17 protein-coding genes are annotated in these 21,306 nt (G+C 70.0%); 7 read left to right on the top strand and 10 right to left on the bottom strand.

Features of this window, described 5'->3' with window-relative positions; all coding sequences use genetic code 11:
- Positions 1–38 precede the first annotated feature (38 nt).
- Positions 39–878, top strand: a complete 840-nt coding sequence (locus AB0D57_RS28185) for a hypothetical protein (protein WP_362078774.1) — start codon at positions 39–41, stop codon at positions 876–878.
- 173 nt (positions 879–1,051) lie between these two features.
- Here the strand turns inward: AB0D57_RS28185 and AB0D57_RS28180 are convergent, their stop codons facing one another.
- From AB0D57_RS28180 to AB0D57_RS28170, 3 genes are all read right to left on the bottom strand, one after another.
- Positions 1,052–1,261, bottom strand: coding sequence for a DUF397 domain-containing protein (locus tag AB0D57_RS28180; protein ID WP_362078771.1), 210 nt, complete (start codon positions 1,259–1,261; stop codon positions 1,052–1,054).
- Positions 1,262–1,499: 238 nt separating this feature from the next.
- The gene (locus AB0D57_RS28175) at positions 1,500–2,357 is read right to left on the bottom strand and encodes a helix-turn-helix transcriptional regulator (RefSeq protein WP_362078768.1); all 858 of its coding nucleotides are present in this window, start codon (positions 2,355–2,357) and stop codon (positions 1,500–1,502) included.
- 375 nt (positions 2,358–2,732) lie between these two features.
- On the bottom strand, positions 2,733–3,488 hold the full coding sequence (locus AB0D57_RS28170) for a GPP34 family phosphoprotein (RefSeq protein ID WP_362078765.1): 756 nt from the start codon (positions 3,486–3,488) through the stop codon (positions 2,733–2,735).
- Positions 3,489–3,719: 231 nt separating this feature from the next.
- Here AB0D57_RS28170 and AB0D57_RS28165 point away from each other — a divergent pair, with 231 nt between their 5' ends.
- On the top strand, positions 3,720–6,539 hold the full coding sequence (locus AB0D57_RS28165; protein WP_362078762.1) for a serine hydrolase: 2,820 nt from the start codon (positions 3,720–3,722) through the stop codon (positions 6,537–6,539).
- Between the two features lie 211 nt (positions 6,540–6,750).
- Positions 6,751–8,565 (top strand): MFS transporter, encoded by a 1,815-nt coding sequence (locus AB0D57_RS28160; protein WP_362078759.1) that lies wholly within the window; start codon positions 6,751–6,753, stop codon positions 8,563–8,565.
- Between the two features lie 312 nt (positions 8,566–8,877).
- On the opposite strand, the gene AB0D57_RS28155 is transcribed toward AB0D57_RS28160, so the two are convergent.
- The 3 genes from AB0D57_RS28155 to AB0D57_RS28145 all read right to left on the bottom strand — a co-directional run bounded on the left by AB0D57_RS28155 (position 8,878) and on the right by AB0D57_RS28145 (position 11,343).
- A complete protein-coding gene (locus tag AB0D57_RS28155; protein WP_362078756.1) occupies positions 8,878–9,771 on the bottom strand; it encodes a MerR family transcriptional regulator in 894 nt (297 codons plus the stop codon).
- Between the two features lie 71 nt (positions 9,772–9,842).
- Complete coding sequence (locus AB0D57_RS28150) at positions 9,843–10,343, bottom strand: glutathione peroxidase (protein ID WP_362078753.1); 501 nt, start codon at positions 10,341–10,343, stop codon at positions 9,843–9,845.
- Positions 10,344–10,377: 34 nt separating this feature from the next.
- The gene (locus AB0D57_RS28145) at positions 10,378–11,343 is read right to left on the bottom strand and encodes a winged helix-turn-helix domain-containing protein (RefSeq protein ID WP_362078750.1); all 966 of its coding nucleotides are present in this window, start codon (positions 11,341–11,343) and stop codon (positions 10,378–10,380) included.
- Between the two features lie 82 nt (positions 11,344–11,425).
- On the opposite strand from AB0D57_RS28145, the gene AB0D57_RS28140 reads away from it, so the two are divergent.
- Positions 11,426–12,652, top strand: coding sequence for an MFS transporter (locus AB0D57_RS28140; protein ID WP_362078747.1), 1,227 nt, complete (start codon positions 11,426–11,428; stop codon positions 12,650–12,652).
- 81 nt (positions 12,653–12,733) lie between these two features.
- Here AB0D57_RS28140 and AB0D57_RS28135 read toward each other — a convergent pair whose 3' ends face one another.
- Positions 12,734–13,420, bottom strand: a complete 687-nt coding sequence (locus AB0D57_RS28135) for a GntR family transcriptional regulator (RefSeq protein WP_362078744.1) — start codon at positions 13,418–13,420, stop codon at positions 12,734–12,736.
- Positions 13,421–13,864: 444 nt separating this feature from the next.
- On the opposite strand from AB0D57_RS28135, the gene AB0D57_RS28130 reads away from it, so the two are divergent.
- Entirely contained in the window at positions 13,865–14,398 is a 534-nt protein-coding gene (locus AB0D57_RS28130) for a lamin tail domain-containing protein (RefSeq protein WP_362078741.1), read from the top strand.
- A 204-nt stretch (positions 14,399–14,602) separates the two neighbouring features.
- On the opposite strand, the gene AB0D57_RS28125 is transcribed toward AB0D57_RS28130, so the two are convergent.
- A complete protein-coding gene (locus AB0D57_RS28125; RefSeq protein WP_362078738.1) occupies positions 14,603–16,237 on the bottom strand; it encodes an IS200/IS605 family accessory protein TnpB-related protein in 1,635 nt (544 codons plus the stop codon).
- A 515-nt stretch (positions 16,238–16,752) separates the two neighbouring features.
- The gene (locus tag AB0D57_RS28120; protein WP_362078735.1) at positions 16,753–17,238 is read right to left on the bottom strand and encodes an STAS domain-containing protein; all 486 of its coding nucleotides are present in this window, start codon (positions 17,236–17,238) and stop codon (positions 16,753–16,755) included.
- 805 nt (positions 17,239–18,043) lie between these two features.
- On the opposite strand from AB0D57_RS28120, the gene AB0D57_RS28115 reads away from it, so the two are divergent.
- Together AB0D57_RS28115 and AB0D57_RS28110 are read left to right on the top strand one after the other, a co-directional pair.
- Positions 18,044–18,439: a DUF5994 family protein gene (locus AB0D57_RS28115; RefSeq protein ID WP_362078732.1), complete on the top strand. Its 396-nt coding sequence runs from the start codon at positions 18,044–18,046 to the stop codon at positions 18,437–18,439.
- 742 nt (positions 18,440–19,181) lie between these two features.
- Entirely contained in the window at positions 19,182–20,423 is a 1,242-nt protein-coding gene (locus AB0D57_RS28110) for a PP2C family protein-serine/threonine phosphatase (RefSeq protein ID WP_362078729.1), read from the top strand.
- A 70-nt stretch (positions 20,424–20,493) separates the two neighbouring features.
- Here the strand turns inward: AB0D57_RS28110 and AB0D57_RS28105 are convergent, their stop codons facing one another.
- Complete coding sequence (locus AB0D57_RS28105) at positions 20,494–20,766, bottom strand: hypothetical protein (protein ID WP_362078726.1); 273 nt, start codon at positions 20,764–20,766, stop codon at positions 20,494–20,496.
- Positions 20,767–21,306 lie beyond the last annotated feature (540 nt).

The following is a 21,306-nucleotide window of genomic DNA, read 5'->3' as shown; positions in this document are numbered from 1 at the left end:
GTCCGTCGGAGGAAGGAAGAGGGAGGAAGGGGAAGGGTATGAGTGAGGAGACCCGCAGTGAGGTGTACGCGGAGCTGGCCGCCGTCGGCCCGTACGGAGTGCGTCCCGGCCATGCCCTGATCACCATGGTCGAGCCGCATCCGGGCCACGAGTACGCGTACAACCGCTGGTACGAAGATGATCACTACTACGCCGGCGCGATGGCGATGCCCTGGATGTACGCGGGCCGCCGCTGGGTCGCCACCCGCGACCTCCAACTTCTGCGCTACCCCGAGAAGTCGGCCGTCGCCCAGCCGGTCACGGCGGGCTGCTACCTCTCCACGTACTGGGTCACCGAGGGCCGCTACGACGACCACATGAAGTGGACCGTCGGCATCAACCGACGCCTCAACCGCGACGGGCGGGTCTACCAGGACCGTACGCACGTGTTCACGGCTTTTCAGGATCACGAGGCGACGGTGTACCGGGACGGCGCCGCGGGTCCCCGCGATTTCCACGCCCTCGATCACCCCTACGCGGGCCTGGTGATGGAGGTCATCGACGCCGAATCGTCCGAACAGCGGGCCGAGTTGCTGGAGTGGCTCCGCTCCCGCCACCTTCCCCGTCGTCTCGCGGGCTCACCGGCCGCCCTGGTCACCCTGTTCCGCCCGACACCCCTCCCCGGCGACCGCATGACCTACGTGAAGCAGGTCGAGGGGGTCGATACGCGGCTGACCCTGCTGTGGTTCCTGGAGGCGGATCCGCGGGACTGCTGGGAGGGGTACTTCACGGGGCTGGAGGGGGCCGTGGGCGAGGCGGGGCTGGGGAGGGTCGAGCTGGTGGCGCCGTTCATCCCCACGGTGCCGGGGACCGACCGGTACGTGGACCGGCTCCGGTAGGCGCGGCCCGCCGGGACAGCACCGAGCCCCCTCGGCCAGGACGGCGGGCCGGTCGAGAGGGCTCTTCCGTGGTGCAGGTGGTGCAGATGATGCGAGTAGCGCGGGTTGTGCGGGTTGTGCGGGTTGTGCGTATGCGGTTGGTCGGTGCAGTTGTGGTGCTGGACGTCGAGGCATCAGACGAGGTCGAAAGCCCCCCGGCTCACCTCTGCCACAAAGGTGTTCCACGAGTTCGCGGGGAACGCCAGCGTGGGGCCCGCGGGGACCTTGGAGTCCCGTACGGCCATCGCCGCGGGAACCGGGGACTTGACCTCGACACATGCGCCGTTGCCGGTGGAGTAGGAGGACTTGGTCCACGTGTCCGTGGCGCCTTGCTGGATTGCCATTTTTGCTCCGGTAGCCAGTCGTTGAGTTGCTGTCACCGCACTGCGGGTTCGTTGCGGAACTCGCAGTGCGGTTTGCGCCAACGATGTTGCTCGATGGCGTGATCGACGCTACTCGCCAACATCGGCGGGCGAAGAGGCTATTCACTCGTCCGGATGGCATATTCCATCGGGTCTTCCGCCCCGGCGTGGTGAAGGTGTACGGTGCGTCCCTTTCCTCGCCGGGGTGCTCTTGCGAGCCTCAGCGCGCGTACTCCTTCGCGATGTCCGCGATGAACTGTCGCGACTGTTCCACGTTCAGGGCCTGCGCCCGCAGATGCTCGTACATCACGCTGTATTTCTGGACGTCGTTCGCCTTCTCCAGGTAAAGGTCGCTGGTGACGCCCTCGATGTAGACGACGCTGGAGTCGGCCGCGTCGGGGAACTCCAGGATCGCGTACTGGCCGTTGAGCCCTGGATGCGCGCCCATTTCGAAGGGGATCACCTGCACGGTGACATGCGGGAGTTGGGACTGCTCGACGAGGTGCTCCAACTGGTCGCGCATGAGCGAGCGGTTCCCGACGACCCGGCGCAGCGCGGCCTCGTCGAGGACGGTCCACAGCCGCAGCGGGATCTCCGGGGCGGAGATACGTTCCTGTCGTCGCAGCCGTACCTGGACGCGCTTGTCGATCTCGCCGGACGCGGTCTCGGGCAGGGCGCCCGCGATGAGCGCCTCGGCGTACGGCCGGGTCTGCAACAGGCCCGGGACGACCTGGGGATCGTAGACGCGCAGGGACGCCGCGTCGGTCTCCAGCCCGATGTACACGCTGTACGGGATGTCGCCGAAGGAGTGCCACCAGCCCTGCTGGCGGGAGTCCTTGGCCATCTGCATCAGCGAGTCGACGATGCGGACGTCCTCGACCTCGTAGACCCCGCACAGGTCGCGCACGTCGCGCTGGCTGATACTGCGCCGTCCGTTCTCCAGCCGGCTGATCTTCGACTGTGAGACGAGTAGCCGCTCGGCGACCTCTTCGGCCGTCATGCCCTTGAGTTCGCGGAGCCGGCGCAGCTCCTGGCCCAACCGGCGCCGTCGGACGGTGGGATTGACATTGGACGCCACGGGACGTGCACCTCCGGCTGCGGACCTCTGCTTGCCACTATGCGTATCTGCTGTTGAGCAGATTGCCACCAAGGTGCTTTCTACCGCTGGGAAACAGCGGATATGCGCTGGGTAGACGCAAGTTCGGTGATCCGGCGTGTATATCGCGCAGATCGCGTAGGCGTGCGGTGCGCAGGCGCGTACCGCACGCATATGCGGCCGCGCGGGGCGGTGGGGCCGTGTCGTCGTCCGGACGTACGGTCCCACCGCCCCGCGCGGCCAGCGGCTCCCGAACCGGGTCTTGGGGACTGCGGTGCGGCGCTGAGGGTCGTGCTGGGTACTGCGTGCCGCGTGTTGGTGCGGCCGTGCTGGTACTGCGTGCCGTGGGACTGCGGCTCAGTGGGCCACGGCGCGCGCCATGGAACCGTGGTGCGGTTGCATCGGAACACCGCGGGCGGGTTCCGGTGCGGACCTGACTCCGGCGGTGGCCGGACGGCCTGCCGGTGCCGGGCTGCGGCGTGGCTGTGCGGCCACACCGTTCTGGACGTCCATGACCGCGTGTGCCACGAGGCCGCCCATGGGGTCGTGCCTGATCAGGTCCCGTAGCCGGGAGCGGGACGAGCGTCCCTCATTACCCGGATACAGGTGCTTGCCGAGACCGACCGCATGGGCCAGCGCGGCGAGCGCCGCGGTCCGCGGGTCCGGCGGGACGCCGGTGCGGATCGCGCTGTCCAGCCGGGCCTTGATCTCCCGGCTGATCTCCGTGTCCGTCGCTTGGTAGCGAGTCGTCGGAAGCACCCCGCACATCTGGCCGGCCACGGCATGGACCATGCCGCACCTCTCCAGATGCGAGAGGTAGGTCTGGCGCAGCCCCAGTCGGGGTCCGCCAATCCAGTTCACTGCGCGTACGGGTGCTCCGCGTCGGCGAAGCAGTTCCAACGCGCAGTCCAGTGTTGGATCTCCAGTCGGCCGTGGCTGCACCACGGCGATACGATCCCCGTCTGGGGCTATCCGTCCGGCCAGCGCCAGCTCTACTAGCTGTGCTCCGGCCAGACCGAGGTCGAGCGACTGCGGCTGTGCAGTGGTACCCGTGGTCGGGTCCAACGCCAGCAGCAGAAGCTCCTCCGGAATTGTTCTGCGGCTCCTGCCCATCCATGCCTCCCCGCGTGGATGAATGACAGGGTGACCCCTCTCACATTGGTCTGTCGAGAGCGCGTGACTGCTTTGTGGTGGAACCGGCAGGTATGTCGTTCTCGTCTACCGGAGGGGTTAAGCCCGCACACAGGACACTGGTACATGGTTCGGACAGCGATGTCCGGGCGGCGGGTCAAGGGTTCACGGTTCGGTTGGGCGCCCAGTGAGTGGCGCACGGAGGAGGCATCGGTGGCGGGCGAGTCCCCCGACAGGTCGAAGCAGCACGAGTCGTCGGCATCGTCGGCAGAAGCGACGTCGGGGAGCCCGGCCGCGGTTCCGGGGCCGGCCCAGTCCGCCGGGTTGCCGTCGGCCGATCCCCGTCTGGCGGTGGCCCGCGAGAGGGCCGCCACGGTACGGGTGGACCAGGCCACGGCGGTGTTCTCGACGGCGGGGCTGAAGGCGAGTTCGGCGCCGGCGGAGAGTTCCGTGCCGGCGGAGGGTTCCGCGGTGGCGGAAGGTTCCTCCGCGTCCGGGACCAAGGGCTCCGCGGGGGATGCCCGTCTGCGGGCGGCGGTGGCTGCCTGGGTGGCGAGCGCGGACGAGGACAAGCCCGAGGGCCCGAAGGGCTCTGGGGCCGACGCTGCGGGCGCTGAGAGGGCCGAGGAGGCCGACGGAGCACGGGAGTCCGGTTCGGCGGCGCGGGAGGCGGCCCAGGCGGAGGTGGTGGCTGACGCCGGGGACGAGGCGGAGGCCGAGGCCGAGGGTGAGGTCACGCCGGAGGCCGATGCTGAGGCCGAGGCCGTGGTGGCCGACGCCGACGCCGACGCCGACGCCGACGTCGATGGCGATGGCGAGGATGAGGCTGCGAGCGACGGCGAGTTCACGGCTGACGGCCAGGTCGCTGTCGACGACGACTCCGACTCCGATGCCGATGCCGATGCCGATGCCGAGGTCGAGGTCGACTCCGACTCCGATTCCGAGAGTGCGGCGGCCGACGACACCGACGCCGGCAGTGAGCCGAAGGCGGAAGCCAAGCCTGAGTTGGGCGCCAAGCCCGTAGCGGACGGTGAGACCGAGTCGGACGACGAGCCCGAGACGGAAGCCAAGCCCGAAGCGGACGACGAGCCCAAGGCGGACGACGAGCCCAAGGCGGACGACGAGCCCAAGGCGGACGACGAGCCCAAGGCGGACGACAAGCCGAAGGCGGACGACGAGCCCAAGACGGACAAGGCCGACTCCGGTGACGTCTCGGAGAAGGACGCGAGCCCCGGCGCGAAGTCCAGCCCGTCCGGCACGCCCAGCCCGTCCGGCACGCCCAGCCCGTCCGGCACGCCCAGCCCGAAGGACTCCCCGAAGGACTCCCCGAAGGACTCCCCGAAGGATTCCTCGGACGCGGACGACGGCGAGCCTGTCGTCGACCAGCCCACCGCCGTCTTCAAGGCGCCCCGCCCGGCGGTGGACCAGCCCACCACCATGCTCAAGTTGGGCGACGCCAGGCCGGCCACCGACAAGCCCAAGCCCGAGAAGAAGACCGAGCCCAAGGCCAAGCCCGAATCCGAGGCCAAGCCCAAGTCCACCCCGACCCCCGAGTCCGCATCCGAACGCACGAGCAAATTCGTCGCCCTCAAGCCCCTCGACGAACGCGCACCGGCGAAGCCGAGGGCGACACCCCCCGCCCCGCCGGCCTCCGCCAAGCCGGCGACAACTCCCGCCGATGCCACCGCGGCTTTCCCTCAGGTCGGCCCTGAGCGCACCACCCAGCAGCCCCTTCCCCCGAAGCCGCCGCTGGACCTGCTGGCCGAGCTGACGAACACGCCGCCGCCCGCGCAGACCCCCGTACGGACGATCGCGCGGCGGATCAAGATCTGGACCCCGCTGGTCCTGCTGCTCGCGGTGATCTTCGCAATCGCACAGGCCGTACGCCCGCTCCCGGCGGCGAGCCTCGCGCTCACCGCCGACGCGACGTACACCTTCGAGGGCGGCGCCCTCGACCTGCCCTGGCCGGGTCAGGGCCAGTCGGCGATCGAGGTCGAGGGAGTCGGCAGCCTCGGTACGGACGGCAAGCAGACGGCCGCGCCCATCGCGAGCGTCGCCAAGATCATGACGGCGTACGTGATCCTTCAGGAGCACCCGTTGAAGGGGAACGAGGGCGGCGAGAAGATCACCGTCGACCAGCAGGCCGAGGACGAGTCGAAGAACGCGGACGAGTCGACGGCGGCCATGACGAAGGGGCAGCAGTTCACGCAGCGGCAGATGCTCCAGTTGCTGATGATCCCGTCGGGCAACAACGCGGCGCGGCTGCTGGCCCGTTGGGACTCCGGCAACGAGGCCTTCGTCGCCAAGATGAACGCCGCCGCCAAGAAGCTCGGCATGACGAACACGACGTACACGGACCCGAGCGGTCTGGAGAAGACGACGGTGAGCACCGCCGCCGACCAGATCGAGCTGGCCAAGGCGGTCATGCAGAACGAGGTGTTCCGCAGCATCGTCGGGATGGCCAGCGCCAAGATCCCCGGCCTCGACTCGACCATCTACAACAACAACGACCTGCTGGTGAAGCAGGTCGGTGTGATCGGTCTCAAGACCGGTTCGTCGACGCCCGCGGGCGGCAACCTGGTGTGGGCCGCGACCAAGACCGTGGACGGCGAGACCCAGACGGTCTACGGAGCCGTCCTGAACCAGGACGCCGGCACCGGCAAGGTCTGGGACAGCCTCCAGCTGGCGCTCACCAACAGCCAGAAGCTGATCGACACGGTCCAGAAGAGCCTGACCTCCGCCACGGTGGTGAAGAAGGGGGACGTCGTCGGTTACGTGGACGACCAGCTCGGCGGTCAGACCCCGGTCGTCGCCACCAAGAACATGACGGCGGTCGGCTGGCCCGGGCTGAAGACGAAGCTGTCGATCGGTACGGCGGGCGGCGAGACGGTTCCGCACTCGGGCGAGGCAGGCACGGTTGTCGGAGAGTTGACGGTCGGCGACGGTTCCAGCCACGCCGTGAAGATCCCCGTAGCGCTCCAGTCGGCGTTGGCCGAGCCGGGCTTCGGCGCCAAGCTGACCCGGGTCGGCTGAGCGGGCGCGGACGCACGCCGGAGGGCACCGCGAATACCACGAACACCACAAACACCGCGTGAACGCCCCCCGAACGCCCCGCACCCCGCCGATGACGCCCCACCCCGGGGCTCGTCGGCGGGGTGCGTGCTAGCGTCGCGAGATCGGGTCAGGTGGCGGGCCGCCGGTCCCGGCCGAGAACGGGACGACGGGACACGGGGAGTGCCTTGCAGTGGCGACAGCGGAGCCGACACATGCCGACGACGCCGATCCGGGCCCTGGACCGGGCGCGCGAATACGAGTGCCCGCACCCGCTACCGAAAGCAAGGCGCGCAGCACCCGCCTGAGCCGTTTCGTCCGGCATCCCGTCGTCATCGCCACCGCCCTGTCCGGCGTACTGCACCTCGTCTGGTTCTTCACCTTCGCGAACAGCGGTGGAGACCTTGCGGCGCAGGACGCGTGGGCGGAGTTCGTCGGACGGCACCCGGCCTCGGCGTACAACCTCGCCTGGTACGGCGGTATGCACCCGGTGTCGTACAGCGTGGTGTCGCCGTATCTGATGTCCGTGCTCGGCGTCCGTACGACGATGATGATCGCGGGGACGATCTCCGCGGGTCTGCTCACGATGATCCTCATGCGCAGCAGGGTCGTCCGGAACCCCCTGTGGCCCGCGCTCGCGGGAGTGTTCGCGCTGCTGTGCAATGCCGCGTCGGGGCGGGTGACGTACGGCCTGGGTCTGGTGTTCGCGCTCGGTGCGTGTGCCGTGGTCTTCTGCTGGCCGTACCGCTGGCGCTACAAGCGCTGGGCGAAGGCCCTGTGCGCGGCGCCGCTCGCCGCGCTCGCGACCGCCGGGTCGCCGGTGGCGGGGCTGTTCGTGGGTCTGGTCGCCGTCGCCCTCTTTCTGCAGAAGCGCCGCCCGGGCGCGTACGCCCTGGGGGTCGCGCCGGCCATCGTCGTCGCGGTGTCGGCGTGGCTGTTCCCGTTCTCCGGCACGCAGCCGATGTCGATCGGCTCGGCCTCGCTGCCGTTCGTCTCCGCCGTGCTGGTCTTCGTGCTCGTCCCGAAGGAGTGGAAGACGGTACGGATCACGGCGGCCGTGTACGGCCTCGGCGTGCTCCTCGTCTGGCTGATCAGCTCGCAGATCGGCTCCAACATCACCCGGCTGGCGATGCTGTTCGCGGGCGTGGTGCTGCTGGCGGCCCTGCCCTTCTCCGTGCCGCGCTCACGCAAGTGGTACGCGATCGTGCTCGCGTTCGTCGGATTCACCGGGTGGATCGGCTTCAAGGCGGTGGACGACGTCGTGCATACGACACCGGTGGCGTCCTGGGCGCGGGAGCTCGCCCCCCTGGTGAACGAGCTCCAGGTCGTCGGTGCCGAGAAGGGGCGCGTCGAGGTCGTCCCCTCCCGCTCCCACCGTGAGGCGTCCGCCCTCGCCCCGTACGTGAACCTCGCCCGCGGCTGGAACCGCCAGGCCGACATGGAGCGCAACCAGCTCTTCTACGACGACACCCTCAACTCCGCGAACTACCACGAGTGGCTGCAGCGCTGGGCCGTCCACTATGTCGTGCTCCCGAAGGGCGAACCGGACGGCGACGGCGGCGAACGCGAACGCCAGTTGGTCCAGCGAGGGATGCCCTACCTCCGCCAGATCTGGGGCGACGCTAACTGGCAGCTCTTCGCGGTGACGGACCCCACCCCGCTGGCCGACCCGCCGGCTGTCGTCGACCGTGCGGAACAGGGCGAGCTGACCATCGAGGTGAAGCAGGCGGGCCGCGTGCTCATCCGCATTCCGTACTCGCCGTGGCTCGGCCTTGTCGACGCCGAGGGCAAGAGCGTGCAGGCGCCCCAGGAGACCGAGGCGTCCAAAGACCGCGCCGACGGCACGCCGAAGACGTACGACAACCTCAACGGCTGCCTCATGGAGGCCGAGGAGAACTCCGCCGGCGACAAATGGACGGAACTGCTGGCCCCCGGCCCGGGCACATACCGCCTGGCGGCCCCGTACCAACTCCCCAGAGGCACCCCATGCCCGGAGGAACTGAGGTGAGGTGACGCGAGTAGGGGGGCCGGCTACTTTTTCCGCCCCCGCCGCCCCTACCCGTCCCATCCCGTTCCTGGGGGCTCAGCCCCCAGACCCCCGTTCGGCCTGAACGGCCTCGTCCTCAATCGCCGGACGGGCTGAGATGGCCAGGGGCGCGGGGCTGTGACATTGTGCGGCTCCGCCGCGTGGGCGCGCCCGGCCCCCACCGCCCCGCAGCAAAAGAACCACCGCCGGGGGTCCGGGGGCGGAGCCCCCGGGGGACGGGACGGGTAGGGGCGGCGGGGGCGAGCAAAACCCACCCCACCCCCGGAGGGCCGGTCACCTCACCGGAAACGCCACATCACACACCGCATCCTCCGGCCCCGCCGCATCCCAGTCGGCGAAGTACACCTCCCGGCAGGGCCCGTCGTAAGAGAGCCCCCGCTCACCGATCCACGCCTCGACCGCCTCGAACGCGGCAAGGATCTGCGGATGGGCAACCTGCGCCTTGGTGATCCGGGTATAAGCCAGCCGCCGAGCGGGCTCGACCCGCACCCCGGTCTCCCACCCTCGCCCGACCCCCGCCGCCCACACCCGAGCCGCCGCCTCGTCCGCCACCGGAACACACGACTCGGCAGGCCCGTCACTCTCCTGAGAGACCTCGGCGTGGTAGACGACGAACGGCGCCCCGCTCACCCCACCACAGGCCGCCGCCCCCTCCTCCAGCCGCCCGAGCGACGCCCCGATCCACGCCGGCAACTCGTCCGCCAACGTGTGCCGCGTCTCCGTGAGCACCACCTGCTCCGGCACGTCCACCGTCTCGACCACGAACTTCCCGTACATCTCGGAACTCCTCCCTGACAGCCGTCCACGGAGGTACTCGGCCAGCGTCCGCTGCGAAGCGAACCGGGCCTCGGCGTCCGCCCAGTAGGCGGCAAGACGCTCGGCGCCCTCGACACCCCCGGCCTCCACCACCTCGGCGATCCGCGCGAGCGGCATGTCGAGCTGGCGCAGGAGCGCGACCGTACGGGCGCGTTCGACCTGGTCGGGGCGGTAGTAGCGGTAGCCGCTGACCTCGTCGACGTACGCCGGGGTCAGCAGTCCGAGCCGGTCGTACAACCGAAGGGCCTTCGCGGAGAGCCGCGCACGGGCGGCGAACGCGCCGATCGTGAGCAAGCCTTCCGCAGGCGAGTCCTTCGTAGGCGAGTCCTTCGCAGGCCAGTCCTGATGCACGAGCCCATCCTCCGTCACCGGGCGCCTTCCGCCCGGTGCAGAGGACGGTGGTCCCTGCCCCAGGGGCAAGGTCAACCGGCGAGCGACTTCTCCACCGCCGACACGACCTCCGCCGACTCCGGCTCGGCCTGCGGCGAGAAGCGGGCCACGACATCGCCGGCCGGCCCGATCAGGAACTTCTCGAAGTTCCAGCGGATGTCCCCCCTGTGGCCCTCGGCGTCGGCGCTCCCCACCAGCCGCTCGTACAGCCCGTGCCGCCCGTCCCCGTTGACCTCGACCTTCTCGGTCATCGGGAAGGTCACGCCGTACGTCGCGGAGCAGAACTCGGCGATCTCCTCGGAGGTGCCGGGCTCCTGCCCCATGAACTGGTTGCAGGGCACCCCGAGCACGGTGAAGCCCTGGGCGGCGTACCGCTCCTGCAGCCGCTCGAGACCCGCGTACTGCGGGGTCAGCCCGCACTTGGAGGCCACGTTCACGATGAGCACGGTCTTGCCGCGGTACTGCCCGAGATCCGCGGAACCGCCCTGGAGGGCCCCGATTTCGACGTCAAGCACAGAGTTGTCAGTAGTCATAACCGGATGCTAACTCCGCTACCGGACGCGACCGTCAGCCGCGCTGCGCTGTGACCAGCACCTCACCCGCCGCCGTCCGCGAGTACAGCACCGACCGCCCCGCCCGCTGCCGCGCCACCAGCCGCGCGTCCAGCAGCACCTTCAGATGCCGTCCGACCGAGCCCAGCCCCTGCCCGGTCACGGCGACGAGCTGGCTCGTGGACATGGGGGAGTCGAGGAGGACGAGGATGCCCGCGCGGGCGGTCCCGAGGAGCGCGCCGAGACTCTCCGGCACCGCTTCGGCGCGTACGTCGGCCAGCGCGCCCGCGCACGGGTAGACGACGGCGTACCGCTTGTCCTCCTCCCAGCACACCCACCCGGCCGTGGGCGTGACGGGCACGAAGAGCAGTTGGGCCCCGGAGATCTCACGCGGCGGATACTCGTGCAGATTGACCTGCAACCGGTTCCCGCCGAGCCACCGCGTCCCCGGCCGCAGCGCGTCCAGCGCCGCTGCCCAGCCGCCCTGGCTCAACTGTGCGGTCCGCGCGACCACATCCGCCTCCAGGACGCGCCGACGCCGGTCCCAGTAGGGGCGTACGGATTCCTCCCACACCCAGGTGAGGAGGTCGGCGGCGCGCCGGGGCAGGTCGTCGCGGTCCGCCAGCCGGTCGGGCAGCGGTCCGCGCAACGCGACGGCCAGATGGGCGCGCGCGTCCTCGGGCGAGGCGTCCCGCACCCGGGCGACCTCGTCCTCGAAGATCTCGTCGCCGTACGGGGTCGGGGTGAGGAAGTCGGCGATCCACTCCCGCCCCAGCCCGGAACGGACGAGCAGCGCGGTGACGGGATCGGCGGCCAGCCGTCTGCGGTACGCGGGCAGGTGGGCGTTCAGCCAGGCGCGCTCACCGGGGTGCGCGGCGGCCCCCGTGTGCAGGATTTCCAGACTCGCGAAGGTCTCGGCGAGCGGCGACAGCACGAAGCGGCTCCCGGCAAGGGTGTCGGCGTTGACCTGCCACCAGCCCATGCGCCCGCCCCCCATTGGTCATTGGTTTCGCCTCCGCGCGAAACAATAACGACCGCCCCGAACCGCGCCCGAGACTCCGCACATGCGCAGCTACTCGGACCTCTTCCGCACGCGGGAGTTCACCCCGCTGTTCGTGTCCTCCTGCTTCAGGAACGCGGCCTCGACGGTGGGCGGTCTGGCCCTCGCCACCCTCGTGTACCGGGCGACGGACTCGCCGCTGCTGTCCGCCCTGAGCATGTTCGGCCCGCAACTGGCGCAGGTCGTCGGCGCGACCACCCTGCTGTCGGCCGCGGACCGGCTGCCGCCGCGCGCGGCGACGGCGGGCATCGCGCTCGCGTTCGCGGCCGGTACGGCGGTGATGGCGATCCCCGGTCTCCCGGTCTGGGCCATCTTCGTCCTGCTCCTGCTCCTCGGCCTGATCCAGTCGCTCGGCGGCGGAGTCCTGTGGGGCCTGGTGAACGAGATCCTCGCCAAGGAGGGCTACCTGCTGGGGCGTTCGGTGTTCAACATGATGAGCGGCATCGCGCAGATCGCGGGGTTCGCGACGGGTGGCGTCCTGGTGGCGTTCCTGTCCCCACGGGTCACCCTCCTCATGGCGGCGGCGCTGTATCTTGCCTCGGCGGTGACCGCCCGCGTGGGCCTCACCCGCCGCGCCCCGCGCGCCTCCGGCCGCCCGTCCGTCGCGCAGACCTGGCGCACGAACGCCCGCCTGTGGTCCTCGCCCGACCGCCGCACCCTCTACCTCCTCCTCTGGATCCCCAACGGCCTGATCGTCGGCTGCGAGTCGCTGTACGTCTCGTACGCGCCGAGCCGGGCGGGCGTGCTGTTCGCCTTCGCGGCGTTCGGCATGTTCGTCGGGGACCTGGTGACGGGCCGCCTCCTGCCGCCCCGGGTGCGCGCCCGCCTGGGCATCCCGTTCCTGCTGCTCCTGGCGACTCCGTACCTGGTGTTCGTGTTCCGGCCGGGGCCGGCCGTGGCGGCGATCGCGGTCACGGTGGCATCCGTCGGCTTCGGCTCGAGCCTGATCCAGCAGGAACGTCTGGTGTCCCTGATCCCGGACGAACTGAGCGGCCACGCCCTCGGATTGCACACGGCGGGCATGCTCACCATGCAGGGCGTGAGCGCGGCACTGGCGGGAGCGATCGCCCAACTCACCTCACCGCCAACGGCGATGACAGTCATGGCCGTCGCCTCGATCACCGTGACACTGACGTTGGCGTTGACGCTGCCCCGGTCCGCCACCCGCCGACACCCGGTCGAACGAGACGCCCTGCCGCGCACAGAGCAACGCGCAGGACTTGACCGATGAGCGCAACGACCCCCGTTCGCCGCGGAGAAAACGCCCCCCCGTTCGCCGCGGAGAACCCGCACGAGAAGTCTGTGCGAGTGGTCAGGCGCGACCGGCCCCCTGCGGCCCCTCGATGGCGCGGAGGGCGTCGATGACGCTGGCGACGTGACCGCGGGCGGCGGCCTCGGCGCGCTGCGGATCACGCGCGGCGATGGCCTCGATGAGGGCGAGGTGTTCGCCGAGGGAGACCTGGGGGCGGCCGGACTGGAGGGCCAGCCGGAACTGGTGGCGGACGATCTGGGCGTTGAGCCGGGTGAGGAGTTCGGCGGCGCTGTCCTGGCGGGCGATGTCGCGGACGAAGTCATGGAGTTGGCGGTTGAGTTCGGAGTATTTGAGGGGCTCGCCCGCCCGGACGGCGGCGCGCAGCTGCTCGCCGAGTGCGAGGAGCTGTTCGGCCTCGGCGTCGGTGACCCGCTCGGCGGCTTTGGCCGCGCACAGCCCTTCCAGCACCATGCGGCACTCGTAGATCTCGACGGCCTCGCTGACGGAGACGGTGCGGACCCGGGCCCCGCGGTTGCGGATCCGCTCGACCAGGCCCTCGGCGGCGAGATCGACCAGCGCGGCCCGCAGGCTGGCCCGGGTGACGTCGAACTGTTCGGCCAGTTCGGCTTCGACCAGGCGCTGTCCCGGCACCATGTCACCGGCGAGGATGGCCCGGCGCAGCGCGATCAGGGCCTTTTCCTTGGCCGCGGCGCCGCTGCCTTTGGCACTACCGGTGACTGAGGGCACGTCCGTACTCCTTAGGTTTTCGGTCTCCTTGGGAGATGGTTACCGACCGTAGGAGGGCCAGACAAAATCGTCAACAATATACTCCGCGCGAGTTGTGGCGATATTGGGTGCCCTGTGGCCGTGCGACGCCCCTATCCAGTTCGACTCCAACGACGGCGTCCGCAGGCGTGCGGCTCTGGCGGTGTTACGCACTTTCGGGTGAGGGGGAGGCGGGCGACGGGGCCCGGTGCAACAAATTGGCGCATTCGATCCATAAATGGACGCTACATCTGACAGTGACAGAAATATGGGCAATTCGTAACAGGCTCCGCGCCTCGCCTGAACCGGCCGAGGGCGGCGGCAGATTGTGAGCCCTCGGCCACCGGGCCGGGATCCGCACATGCCGGACCCGCGGCACTCACGTGTCGGGATGCGGGTCTGCCCGTACGAAATGAGGGGGCAATCTTGTCCCGTTCCAAGTCTGTCACCGCCCGTCGCGTCGCCGCTGCCGTCCTCGCGGCCGGCACCCTGGTCGGTGCGGCCACCGTGTCGGCCTCCGCCGACAACGGTGGGCGCTCGCACCGCCAGTCCGTGGAGATCAGCGACGTGCAGTACGACTCCCCGGGCCGCGAGCGCCGCAGCAACCACTCCCTGAACGGGGAGTGGGTCGACGTCACCAACACCTCCCGCCGGACGGTGAACCTCGACGGCTGGACGCTGTCCGACGAGGACGGCAACAGGTACACCTTCCGCGACTACCGCCTGGAGGGCCGTGCCACCGTCCGCGTCCACACCGGCAGGGGCCGCGACACCGACACCGACCTCTACCAGGACCGCCGCAACCAGGTGTGGGACGACTACTCCGACACCGCCACGCTCAGCGATGACCGCCGGCGCGTCGTCGACACCGCCTCGTGGGGCGGCCGCCACGACCGCGACGGCCGCGACAGGCACGAGCGTGGCCACGACGGACGTGGCGGGTACCACGGCCGCCACTGACCGTGTCCAGAAGGGTGCGCCCCGGGCCGTCGCCTGGGGCGCGCCCCTTGACGTGTTCCTGGTGCGGTGGGTTCATGGGAGCGCTCCCATGTTTCTGCTGATGCTCAGGTTTCTTGGCACTCACTTTCTGGAGTCGCAGTGAGAACAACAAGAAGCACGACCGGAAGCACCACGACGCACCACGGGAATGGGTAGGAACCGTTTCTAAAGACTGAGCGGGAGCGAGTCCTGTTGCCAGAGCCCGTGCTCAGCCGCGTGCCCCGAACGGTGTTGGGCACACTGGTCACCCGCTTTCGCTCCACCGTCCGGCGGCGCGCATCGTGTACGCGGTCCGGGAACGTGAGGGCGGGCTTCCTCACGCCCTCGGGTGCCCGAGGCGGCCTGGACGGTCCGATGCCCACGGCGATCACTCTGGTCGCGGTGGGGCGGTGTCGTCCGTCGCCTGATCGGGTGTCCGAGGGCGCGTCGCCCGATCGCGATGCTTGCCGCATCGTGCCGGGAAACCGTGCGGGCCGGGGTGGTCAGTGGTTTCTGCCAGTGCTGGGCACCCCACCGGGAGGTGTAGGCCGGGTCGACCGCCACGATGGCGATGTCCTGTTCGGCGGCCATCGACACCAGCCGGGCGCGGAGTTTCGCGGTGGGAAAGCGGGAGAGCAGGCGGCGGAAGTGTTTGTTGCGGCCGTGCTTCTCCCGGCTGGTGCCGTCGGTGAAGTCGAGGTTCTCGATGGCGATCGCGGCCGCGCCGCAGCGGCGGGTGTAGTGCAGCAATCGGCTCAGGGCGTGCCGGATCTGCGCGTCCCGATGCGCGGCGGTGCCGGTCAGGTCGTAGAAGTAGCGCTGTGGTTCGCCGACCGGGTTGCCGTGCAGGTCGAGTTGCCAGGCGGCGAGGTGGTCGTCGTTCATGTCCACTCCGACCACGCCCCGGGCCAGGGCCGCTTTTAGGGGCAGGGCGGGAGTGGCGGTGCGCTGCCACGAGGCAGTGACGTACCAGCGTCCGCGTGCCACGTCGTGGTGGATGCGGTAGGCCACCGCCCGGTGGGCGGTGATCCGGTCGCGCCACTCCTCATCCCGGTACTGGAACCGCACGACCGCATCCAGCAGATACCGGCCGTGCGGTGCGTTGGCCAGGTGAGCCAGCGGGGCCGGCAGTTTGAGGGAGAGCTGTCCGGTGTCGGTGACGCGGATGGTCTCGTTGCCGAAGCGTTTGCCGGACTCCCCGTCGGCGGCCAGGAACATCCGTTCCGCCTGCCACTGCTGTCGCCACGTCCGCTCGCTCAGCCCGGCAGCCGCCAGGTGGTGACGGGCATGCGCCAGCTGCTTGCCACCGCGCACCACGTGCACCCGGCCCGCCGCCCGGTCCGCCTCGACCGCCACGAGGCGGACCTTCAGCGCGTGCAGGCGGCGGGACTTGGCATGCCACTCACCGCGCGAGGTGTAGCCGCGGGGCAGCCCGTCCCGTTTGTTCGCCTTGGCACCCAGCGGCCGGGCCAGTCGGGCCTCGATCGAGGCGATCTGCCCGCGCAGCCAGCCCACATGGGCCGCCTGCCCGCGCCGGGCCAGCGCCCACTGGTCATGGGTGGCCTTGGTGATACTGCCCGCCCACCGCGCCGACGAACGCCCGGTCAGCTCCCTCTTGCACACCGCCCACGAAGCGGCATCGTGCGACAAACCCTGCCGGGACCGTTCCGCGAGATCACCGGTCGCCAGCGAGCCCAGAAACGTCCCGACTTCGGTCAGCACCGCCGCATCCGCAGCCGACACCCGCAGCCGGTCCCGGATGGCCACGCCGGCGGGACCGGGCACCACAAATGACGCCACCAACTCCCGCAGCCCGCCCACCCATTCACCTCCGTCCGGCGAAAAATCCCGTCACGCCATGCAACGAGCACCACACGTAAAGGTCACCCATTCGACCCAAGAACTCTCGTTCCTCTCCCGGGAGAGGGCCGGTGCACGCCGCTCCGCAGATGGGGGGCGGTGGACCGCGGAGCGGCTCCGTTGAGACGTGATCGACACTCAGAAGCCCGTCACGTTCGCTAGCGTGACCGATATGGCGAGTCGGATCGTCACCCTGGTCGGCGTCTTGTTGGGCGCTGTCACCTCGTTCTTCGCCGCGAGTCTGGCCGAGCGCGCGAGGTTCCGGCAGGCGATGGCTACGCGGTGGGATGAGCGCAAGCTCGATACGTACCCCGGGGGTGGGACGCGGGGGAGCTCGGCTTCCTGAGGGCTATGAGCTTGGAAGCTTGAGTGGCTGTCGACTCGGGTTCGCCTCGGACTCGAGTCGCTGCCTCAGCGCATGACCGCACCCGCGTTGCCCTGCCGCATGCCCTCGCGAACGGCGCGCCCGCCGAGGGTCAGTGACCGCAGGACGTCGGCCATGCCGTTGCTGATCGGCGGTTCCCGTTCCGTGGCGGCCGGGGCTCCTCGGGGCGAGGCGGCAAACGACTGCCGTCGTGCGTTACGCGGATCGGTCTGCCGCCGGGCGGCCGTTGCGCACTGTCGGCGAGCACGCCCTGCCAGGCGTCCTGGGCACTCGCGTACCGGGGGAACCGCTCATCGAGGGAGCCGGCCTGGAACACGAGACCTATGCCGGACCGGGTGTAGACGACGCGCGCCCACCCTTGCCGCTCCCTGCAGTCGTCCCACGCCGCGCACAGCGCGGCCAGGACGCTGCCGTCCATGAACGTCACGTCGCTCAGGTCGACGATGAGGAAGAGGCGTCCGGTGCCGTGGCGGACGTCCTCCAGGCCGCGCGCGAAGGCTGGAGCGGTCACCAGGTCCAGTTCGCCGCCGGATCGGAACACGCGGCACTCGTCGAACAGGTCGGGATGCGGGCCCATACGCCCCATCTCCTCTGTCTTCGGGGTGGCTTTCGCCTTGCGCAGGGCCTCTGTTGCGCGGAAAGGGACTGCACGGAGAGGGCCGGGGGCAGGGGCTGCCGCACGGTCAGCGTACTGCCGTGCAGGGTCGGCCGGTTGCCCTGCTTCCGGTATCTGTGGAGGGGCTCGTCGAAGGAGCCGTTCCTGGTCGGTTCCTGGTGGTTCAGGGACGAAAGTTGCAAGGGAGGGATGTGGGCAGCGGTTCCGGACGGCTTGCGGTCTTCGGAGTCCCGTTTTCCGGCGGGCGGGGTACGGTGGGGGAACCGAGGGCACGTCGTACGCCGGTGATCGGGCCGGTCTCGTCCTCGGCGCAGGACGACGCCGGGCGGCTCATTTCCCGGGGCAGGTTCCGCCCTATGACGGCCGAAGGCGTTCGCTCTCCGCTCGGCTGTGCGGCGGCCGAACCCACTCGGCCGGTCCAGCCGCGGAATACGGGCCGACGCACGGACCGAACCGCCGGCGGCCACTCCGAGGCGGAGCGTCGAGCGGCCCGCGCACTCCGCCGGTTCCTTGTCCGCGCTGAGCAGAGCGGCAAGGGGAGCGGGGCCATCGCCTGAGGGCCCGCGCACCCACATACGAAGGCGGCCCGAGCCCCCGGCCGCACCGTTCGCACCGAGGCCACCGAGGCCACCGAGGCCACCGAGGCCCCCGAGTTCAAGGAGTCCTGCCCGTCACTCGGCTCGACCGAGCCGTCCCGCTCGCCGCCGGATCAACACGCGCGAGCCATCGGCACGCCGAAGGTGTGCCCCCAGACAGGAGAGCTTCCATGGCCACCGTCCTCGAACCCCTGCCCTCCCTACCTCTCGCCCGCGTGCGGCTGGCGCCGCACAGCGCCCTTCCGCGGCGTATCGACGGGGCATGGTGGCCCCGCTCGCGCGATCTCCTGGTGGAACTCCCGCTGCTGATCGGCGCGTTGCCTCGTACTTGGGGACAGGTCACCGCCGTCACTGTCAACACGGCGATGTGGCCGATGTCGCCCGGACGCATTCTCGTCGCCAACCAGGTTGTACGGCTGCACAGGTCAGCCGGGTCGCACGGCCGACACACCATCTGTCTGCTCAGCCAGGGCCGGGGCCGTTGGGACCTGTTGGTCGTGCCGCCGGAGGTCGACGCGGCGGACGCCGAGCCGCTGATGGCGGCCGCGGCGGTCGGCACCCGCTGACGAGCTCCGGTTCCCGCCGCCCGCACCACACGGGCGGCACGATCACTGCACTGCACTGCACTGCACTGCACTGCACTGCTGGGCGCCACCTCGCTTCTGGGGGCGGCGCGGGATCACCGCGGCGGCCTACGGATCCACACCTCCCGAGCGGCCGTTGTCCGGCCGGGACCGGCACCGGATCCGGAGTGCGAAGGGGCGTGGGGGTCGAGTTTGCCGAGCTTCGACCAGCCCCAGGCGTGCAACGTCTCCGCCGCCGCGTTCTCGCGGCCGTCGTCGCCGGACGGGTCCACGGCTGCGACGACCAGATCGGTGTCGAGGCGGGTCGGCAGCCACTCACCCAGGCGTGTTGCGATGCCACCGCGGCGGTGGCCGGGAGCACCATCAGCTCGGCCGGCAGGAACGTACGGCCCGAGGCGGTGAGTTCCTCGATGCCCGTGGGCAGCTCTCCTCGAAAGCCCGACCACCGGTCACAACGAGATGGGGAGCCATCTGTCCTGCCCGTGTGTGACATGCCGCGTGTGGCGTAATGGGCTCTTTGGGTTGCTCGACCGCGTCACTCTGTGCGGGTTGATCACGGCCGGGTCAGGAGCTCGTGTGTACACATCACGTGAGCGGGTCGAGCGCATCCGCCATGACCGCCGGATGGACCCGCGCGCGTCGGAGCGGGCCCTGGATCCGCGGCACGAGATGAGCAGGGACACAGGGGGCGAGGCTTTGAAGACGCTGGTGCAGGGGTGCGGTTATGGCGGAAGGTGAGCGGCGGCCCGACAAGGGCATGGTGGACCGGTCGGAAGGGTTCGGTGAGCGGCTGCTGGGGGTGCTGTTGGACCGGGCACACGAGATGCCGCCGCAGCTGATCGCCCCGCTGATCGCGGAAGAGGTGGCCAGGGTCGGTGGCCGCGACGTCTCGATCCTGCTGCAGGACTATGGCCAGTTGGTGCTGGTGCCGCTACCGGGCCGGCGGTTGATGGTCGGCGAGCCTGAGCCGATCGATGACTCTCCCGCCGGCACGGCGTTCCTGTACGCGACCATTGCCGAGGTGCCGCAGGCGGACGGCGTCCGGATGTACCTGCCGTTGCTGGACGGCAGCGACCAGGTGGGCGTGATGGCCCTCACCCTGGACACCATCGATGACCACGACCGGCGGCTGCTGCGCAGGCTCGCCGGCCTGGTCGCTGACATGCTGGTCACCAAGCACAGCTACACCGACCAGTTCTTCCTCGTCCGGCGCCGCGAACCGATGAGCGTGGCCGCGGAGATCCAGTGGGCCTTGCTGCCGCCGCTGGCGATGTCCGTCCCGCAGGTCGCGGTGGCCGGAATCCTGGAGCCCGCCTACGACGTCGCGGGCGACAGCTTCGACTACGCCCTCAACGAAGACATCCTGCACGTGGCCATGGTCGATGCGATGGGCCACGGCCTGGACGCCGCCACGATGGCGACCGTCGCCGTCGGCGCCTACCGGCACGCCCGACGCGCCGGTATCGGCCTGTCCGAGATCTACGCTTTCATGGACCGGGCCATCGCCGAGCAGTTCGGGCCCGATCACTTCGTCACCGCGCAGATGATGCGTCTGAACATCGCAACGGGCCACCTGCAGTGGGTCAACGCCGGCCACCCCGCACCGTTGCTGATCCGCAACCACCGGGTCGTCCGGCAGCTGGGAGGCCCGACCACCTTGCCGGTCGGATTCGGCGGTGAAGACCCCCAGATCAGCCAGCAGACGCTCCAACGCGGCGACCGAGTGCTGTGCTTCACCGACGGCCTGATCGAGGAGCACGAAGTCGGCGAAGAACAGTTCGGCGAGGAACAGCTCATCCACTGGGTCAACCGCATCGAACGCGAGGACAAGGGGGTACGAGCGGTGGTGCGCTCACTCTCCCACACCCTGAAGCAGCAACGGGGCGGCCGCACCAGCGACGACGCGACCCTCTTCCTGATCGAATGGCGCGGAGGCGCAGCCGACCACCTCACCGTCCTGGAGTGAGCCGACAGCCGCACCACGGATGCTTCGGGCGGTACTGCCCGTGGTGTTCCGTGGCGGCCCCCGGGGCGCGTCAACCGCGTTCCTCCTCCTCGGCCTCCATGAGCCGGATCCCCCGATGCGTCAACATCACCATCGCGGGTGTGTTTCCTTGCGCCCAGTCGACGGTAATGAGCTCTTCGCCCACCAGATATGCGCAGGCCGCGGCCAGATCCTGCTCGGGGACCTGGAGGTCGTCACGCAGCGTCGCCCCGGTGACGCCAAGGAGGCGGTTGCCTTCCGTGGCCTCGTACAGGGTTTTCATGATCGCTTCGCGGTAGTTCTTCCGCTCGTGCAGTGTTGCCATGATTGCCGCCACTCATGCCGGGCTTCGCATGGCCCGAACCCGTCTTACGGTGGGTCTTCACCGTCCGTTGCAATGGCCCGGCGAGAACGGCACCAGCGTGGAAGCCGGTGTGTGAAGGATTCCCTGTCCCCTCACTCTACTCCGGGCCTTGTCCGGAGAACCTGCGTGTGACCAGCGACTTCCTCGCCCCCAGGGCTTTCTGTCGCAGCGCATCTGATTCCCATCTGCGGCTGGAGACGGGACAGCCCTTAGCCGGGGAATCCTCGATGATGCGTGGTGGCGGCTGTCCCGTGACATCGGCGCCGAGCTTCCCGGCCGGATCGCCGCGCTGGGAGGGCGGCCGACAAGTCGGTCGGCGGATGCTGGACGGCCCGTTGACCCCCTTGACCCCTTGATCCGAGTGAAGCCGACACCGACCCGTTGCCGATTGCCGTGGCCGGGTCGCGGGCGCGATCGGCCCGGCGGCCGGGATCTTGATCTGAGACCCCGGAGTACGCGGGCCGGCTTCGGGGCGGCCGACGACGCGGGTTCAGCGACAGG

The organism is Streptomyces sp. NPDC048275 (assembly GCF_040652275.1).
Classification (GTDB): Bacteria; Actinomycetota; Actinomycetes; order Streptomycetales; family Streptomycetaceae; genus Streptomyces.
Note: the sequence above shows the minus strand (reverse complement) of the source record. Positions and strands in the feature narration are given on the sequence as shown.

Coding starts and splice junctions, on each gene's coding strand:
- AB0D57_RS28180 (WP_362078771.1), bottom strand. CDS start 1,261: ATGGCAATCCAGCAAGGCGCCACGGACACGTGGACCAAGTCCTCCTAC.
- AB0D57_RS28170 (WP_362078765.1), bottom strand. CDS start 3,488: ATGGGCAGGAGCCGCAGAACAATTCCGGAGGAGCTTCTGCTGCTGGCG.
- AB0D57_RS28140 (WP_362078747.1), top strand. CDS start 11,426: ATGCGCAGCTACTCGGACCTCTTCCGCACGCGGGAGTTCACCCCGCTG.
- AB0D57_RS28145 (WP_362078750.1), bottom strand. CDS start 11,343: ATGGGCTGGTGGCAGGTCAACGCCGACACCCTTGCCGGGAGCCGCTTC.
- AB0D57_RS28120 (WP_362078735.1), bottom strand. CDS start 17,238: ATGGGCCCGCATCCCGACCTGTTCGACGAGTGCCGCGTGTTCCGATCC.
- AB0D57_RS28185 (WP_362078774.1), top strand. CDS start 39: ATGAGTGAGGAGACCCGCAGTGAGGTGTACGCGGAGCTGGCCGCCGTC.
- AB0D57_RS28110 (WP_362078729.1), top strand. CDS start 19,182: ATGGCGGAAGGTGAGCGGCGGCCCGACAAGGGCATGGTGGACCGGTCG.
- AB0D57_RS28150 (WP_362078753.1), bottom strand. CDS start 10,343: ATGACTACTGACAACTCTGTGCTTGACGTCGAAATCGGGGCCCTCCAG.
- AB0D57_RS28105 (WP_362078726.1), bottom strand. CDS start 20,766: ATGGCAACACTGCACGAGCGGAAGAACTACCGCGAAGCGATCATGAAA.
- AB0D57_RS28115 (WP_362078732.1), top strand. CDS start 18,044: ATGGCCACCGTCCTCGAACCCCTGCCCTCCCTACCTCTCGCCCGCGTG.